Annotated in this window: 3 protein-coding genes; 2 read left to right on the top strand and 1 reads right to left on the bottom strand. The window is 61.9% G+C overall.

What is annotated here, in order from left to right; all coding sequences use genetic code 11:
- A partial coding sequence (gene ilvA / locus AC1DUU_RS25115; protein ID WP_476786090.1) for a threonine ammonia-lyase IlvA occupies positions 1-1,140 on the bottom strand: 1,140 nt, incomplete at its 3' end.
- 152 nt (positions 1,141-1,292) lie between these two features.
- On the opposite strand from ilvA, the gene AC1DUU_RS25110 reads away from it, so the two are divergent.
- Both AC1DUU_RS25110 and AC1DUU_RS25105 read left to right on the top strand, forming a co-directional pair.
- Positions 1,293-2,750 (top strand): TrkH family potassium uptake protein, encoded by a 1,458-nt coding sequence (locus AC1DUU_RS25110; RefSeq protein WP_476786089.1) that lies wholly within the window; start codon positions 1,293-1,295, stop codon positions 2,748-2,750.
- 179 nt (positions 2,751-2,929) lie between these two features.
- On the top strand, positions 2,930-4,009 hold the full coding sequence (locus tag AC1DUU_RS25105; protein WP_476786088.1) for an alpha/beta hydrolase: 1,080 nt from the start codon (positions 2,930-2,932) through the stop codon (positions 4,007-4,009).
- Positions 4,010-4,124 lie beyond the last annotated feature (115 nt).

Below are 4,124 nucleotides of genomic sequence, written 5' to 3'. Positions count from 1 at the left end.
GATCAGCACCGAACCAAAATTGCGCGCCGATTTCTTGAGGTACTCGAAACGCGTGATGTCGTCTTCGGGGCCCATGATTTCGAGGAAGTCGCGCAGCGCGCCCGGCCGCTGCGGAAAGCGGATGATGAAATACTTCTTCAGCCCCTCGAAGCGCAAGGCGCGCTCCTTGACGTCGGGCAGGCGCTCGAAGTCGAAATTGCCGCCTGAAACCACCGCAACGATGGTCTTGCCCTTTAACTCCTTCTTGGAAAAATCCTTGAGCGCGTCGATCGCTAGCGCGCCGGCTGGCTCCAAAACCACGCCCTCGACATTCAGCATCTCGATCATTGTGGCGCAGAGCCGGTTTTCCGGGACCAGCTTAACCGCGTCGGCGGGAAAATCCTTGAGATACTTGAGCGGTTCGCGGCCGATTTCGGCGACGGCAGCGCCATCGACAAAATTGTCGACCTTGGCGAGCTTCATCCGCTTGCCGGTGGCGAGGCTGTCGCGCAGGCTGGGGGCGCCAGCCGGTTCGCAAAAGACGAAGCGCGGCGCATTGCCCGTCTCAGCGAAGTAGCGCGTCACACCCGCCGACAATCCGCCGCCGCCGACCGGTAGAAGCACCATGTCGGGCATGCGCCCGTGCGGCATCTGGCCGGCGATCTCCAGGGCGACCGTCGCCTGGCCTTCGATGATGTCCTTGTGGTCGAAAGGAGGCACCATGTGCCCGCTGGAACTCTCGGCGAATTCGATTGCAGCGCGGTAGCAGTCGTCGAAGAAGTCGCCGACCAGCTTGATCTCGACGAACTCGCCGCCGAACAGCCGGGTCTTGTCGATCTTCTGCTGCGGCGTCGTCACCGGCATGAACACCACGCCCTTCTTGCCGAAATGGCGGCAAACGAAGGCAAACCCCTGGGCGTGATTGCCGGCCGAGGCGCAGACGAACAACTCCGCCTCGTTGCCGGCGGCAAGGGTCTTGCGGAAGAAATTGAGCGCGCCACGAATCTTGTAGGAGCGGACCGGCGTCAGGTCTTCGCGCTTCAAAAGCACGCGCGCGCCAGTCTTGCGGGAGAGATAGTCGTTCTCCTGCAAGGGTGTCTCAGGAAACAACTGCCTCACCGCTTCGGCTGCCAGCGAAACCCTTTCGGCAAAACTGGTCATGGGCAAAGGCTCCTGAAATCCGCCGGGCAAATGCTGTGGCCCGTTTGGACGCGCTATTGCATATTCGGCGCGGCGAAGCCACTGTCCGGCTCCCGCCGTCAGGTTCAAACCGGCTCATTGGCTCGCCGCGATACATTTGGGGATACGTCTCGGTGAACAGAATTGCCGTCCGCGCCGCGATCCACATCGCGGCCGTCTTTGCCATCTACCTGTCCGTGGCGATGCTCATCCCGGCGGCCGTCGATCTCTACTACGGCCATGACGACTGGCAGTCCTTTGCCTTTACCGCGATGTTCATGGGCGGCCTGGCTCTAGCGGTGGCACTCGCCACGCAAGGGCGCGTGCCACCGGCCAACACCCGCTTCGGTTTCCTCCTGGTCAACTTCTTGTGGATCACGCTGGCGATCGCCGGTGCGGTGCCGTTCATGACCTCGTCGCTGGATCTCAGCATCACCGACGCCTTCTTCGAATCGGTGTCGGGCGTCACCACCACCGGCTCCACGGTGATCAACGGCCTCGACACGGCACCGCCCGGCATCCTGATCTGGCGTTCGCTGCTCAGCTTCATGGGCGGCCTCGGTGTCATCGCGCTCGGCCTGTTCCTGTTGCCGTTCCTCAACATCGGCGGCGTGTCCTATTTCAAGATCGAATCCTCCGACATCGAGGACCGCCCGTTCGAACGCTTCCACACCTTCACCGTCAGCCTGATCGGCATCTACACGGTGCTGGTCGTCGCCTGCACCATCTCCTACACCGCGGCCGGCATGGAAGGCTTCCACGCCATCAATCACGCCATGTCGACAGTGGCGACGGGCGGCTTTTCCACCCACGACACCTCTTTCGTGCGCTATGCCGACAACCCCGCCATCCTGTGGACCGGCATCGTCTTCATGTTCATCGGCGGCTTGCCGTTCTCGATCATGATCCTGTTTGCCGTGCGCGGACGCCTCGACGCGCTGCGCGATCCGCAAATCCGCGTCTATGCAGGCTACTGCATCGTCTTTGCGGTGGCTGTGGCGGTCTATCTCCGCGTCAGCATGGGCATGCCGTTCTTCACTGCCCTTACCCATTCGACCTTCAATCTGATGTCGATCATCACCACCGCAGGCTTTGCCAGCGACGACTACAGCCTGTGGGGGCCATTCGCCATCGGCTGCATCTTTGTCGCCACCTTCCTCGGCGGCTGCTCGGGCTCGACCACCGGCGGCATCAAGGCCTATCGTTTCCTTGTCTTGTTCGAACTTCTCTCGAACGGTCTGCGCCGCCTGATCTATCCCAACACAGTGACGCCGGTACGCTATGGCGACCGCACCGTCGCCCCAGAGATGCAAAGTGCGGTTGTGCTCTTCATCGCCTCTTTCATGGTTCTGTGGGCCATCACCATCGTGCTTTTGAGTGCCACCGGCCTCGATTTCATCACCGCTGTCACCGGCTCGCTGACGTCGCTGACCAATGTCGGCCCCGGCCTCGGCCCGGTCATCGGCCCGATGGGCAACTTCTCCTCGCTGCCCGATGCCGCCAAGTGGATATGCTCAGCTGCGATGCTTTTGGGCCGCCTCGAAATCCTCGCCGTTCTGGTGATCTTCACGCCAACTTTCTGGGGTCGCTAACTTCGTGAGCTCAGGTACGGAAGTACTTGTTTCCGCCACAATTTTGGCATTCGAGCAACACTCGGCCAGCGATGTCTCCCCGACCTGTCCTTTTCGGCTGGTCCCGACTTACTTCCGCCACTATCAGACCCTCCCGAGGGTGGCACACTGAACGCCTTGCCCGTCAGAGAGATCATAATTTGTTGCCGTCGAAGTTCTGCATAGCCATTGCCGCCCTCCTGCTGTCCGGTTGCATAGGGCAGCCGTCCGGTGCGCTGTTGACCGGCGCAGTCGTCAATGTTCCCGTGTCGGAGATCGCCGGAAACCATGCGATTTTCGTTGCCTCTACCCGTCAACACGCTGCTGACGACAAGCAGGTCTTCGATCGTGACCGTTCGGCGACGCTCAATTTCGCGCGTGTCGATGTCACCGTGCCAAGAACCCACAAGACCGGCCAGATCGAGCTGCGCAACCGCAAGGACCCCGATCCGACCAAATATTTCACCGCGACCAACGCGACCGGCTATGCGACGCAGCCCGAATTCTCCAAGGCGCTCAGCGCCGACATCGCCGCGCGCGGCGGTCGCGCCATGTTGTTCGTGCACGGCTACAACACCTCCTTCGATGCCGGCGTCTATCGCGCCACCCAGATCGCGCATGACTCGGGCTACACCGGCACGCCGGTGCTGTTTTCCTGGGCGTCGGGCGGCAGCACGACCGACTATGTCTACGACAAGGAAAGTGCGGCGGCCGCGCGCGACCAGCTTGAGGTCACGCTGCGCATGCTCGCCCAGTCGGGTGCGCGCCGCATCGACATCGTGGCGCATTCGATGGGCACGTGGGTGACCATGGAAGCGCTGCGCCAGTTGGCGTTGACCGGCGACCGCGACCTCGGCGGCAAGCTCGGAGACGTCGTTCTGGCCTCGCCCGACATCGACGTCGACGTGTTCAAAAGCCAGATGCGCCGCTACGGCAAGCCGACCAAGCCGTTCTTCCTGATGACGTCGGGCGACGACCGCGCGCTCAAGCTGTCCGGCCTGATCGCCGGCTCCAAGCCGCGCCTTGGCGACTACAAGAACGCCGCCGACCTCGCCGAATATGGCGTGATCGTCGTCGACCTGTCCGACGCCAAGAGCGGCGATTCCTTCAACCACACCAAGTTCGCCGACAACCCGCAAATGGTGAAGCTGCTCGGCCAGCGCCTGCGCGCCGACGACGGCTTTGCCAGCGACCGCGAGGTCACCGACCGCATCAACATGCTCGGCGGCGGGCTGCAGTAAATCCGACGGGTAAGCGAACAAGAAAAAGGGGCGCTTCTAGCGCCCCTTTTTCGTTTCGCAGTCCGCGAAACGAAACTGCAGTCAATCAATTAGCTGATTGAAAATACTTCCGAAG

The organism is Aminobacter sp. P4_H6_2, assembly GCF_056400805.1.
The sequence above is the reverse complement of the archived record's forward strand: the minus strand, read 5'-3'. Positions and strand labels throughout refer to the sequence as shown.